Below are 927 nucleotides of genomic sequence, written 5' to 3' on the forward strand. Positions count from 1 at the left end.
GCGGAGAAAGCCGGAAAATCTGGTATTACCACACGGACCTGACGGGCACGGTACAGGAGGTGACCACAGCGGACGGGACGCTGGTGTGGGCGGGCTACCAGGCGGGATTTGGTGAAAACCGGGGAGACATCAGCAACAGCGGAGCGTATTATCATCAGCCGCTGCGCCTGCCGGGACAGTATTTTGATGAAGAGACAGGACTGCATTATAATCTGTTCAGGTATTACGCGCCGGAGTGCGGCAGGTTTATCAGTCAGGACCCGATAGGGCTAAATGGAGGTATTAACCTCTATAGTTATGCACTGAACCCTCTCAGTTGGATCGACCCACTTGGTTTATTGAAATGTGGTCTGACTGGTAATGAAGTCGGTAATGCGTCAAATTTACCTGTTATACGGCCAGGCACTAAAGAATGGAGACAGGCTGTTGAAGCTATCAGAAACGGTAAAAATACTAACTTTAGGGTGGCAAACGAAAAAAATGCTATAGATCTTGTTAATCAGGGCCGCGAACGGATGCAAAGACAAGGCGCACCTAGCGATCCCTATAATGAGATGGGTGGACCTTACAAGAAAGGGTATGAAGTTCATCCAAATGAATCGCACACACAGAATGCACCTGAAAATGATATACCCCATGTCAAATGGAAAGATTGGGAATCAGGAAAATCTAGCGGAGGAAGAGGGCATGTCTTTTTCTGAATATGAAGACTTTTTTGAAATATGGCGTTTTGAGGAATGCCCTGATCTAATGCAAGCTGTTAAGTGCGGAGATATTATATTCTTTAGTAAAGAACAGAGTAAAACGCTTTGGTCTATGTTTGTTTCCTCAAATGTGAAACATTTAATGAAAATGGATATGAGAATATTCTCAAAAATAGAACGCTATGATGTCGATTTTGACAGAAAGGAATCTGCTGATGAATTA

Annotated in this window: 1 protein-coding gene and 1 pseudogene; both read left to right on the forward strand. The window is 44.3% G+C overall.

The window, feature by feature from the left end:
• Positions 1-701: RHS repeat-associated core domain-containing protein (locus NNO04_RS22475; protein ID WP_271446528.1), on the forward strand; the 701-nt coding region annotated here is incomplete at its 5' end.
• Positions 688-927, forward strand: a pseudogene (locus NNO04_RS22480) (hypothetical protein); the annotation flags it as partial. The gene NNO04_RS22475 and the pseudogene NNO04_RS22480, both read left to right, overlap by 14 nt.

Source organism: Citrobacter sp. Awk 4 (genome assembly GCF_028069725.1).
GTDB lineage: Bacteria > Pseudomonadota > Gammaproteobacteria > Enterobacterales > Enterobacteriaceae > Citrobacter_D.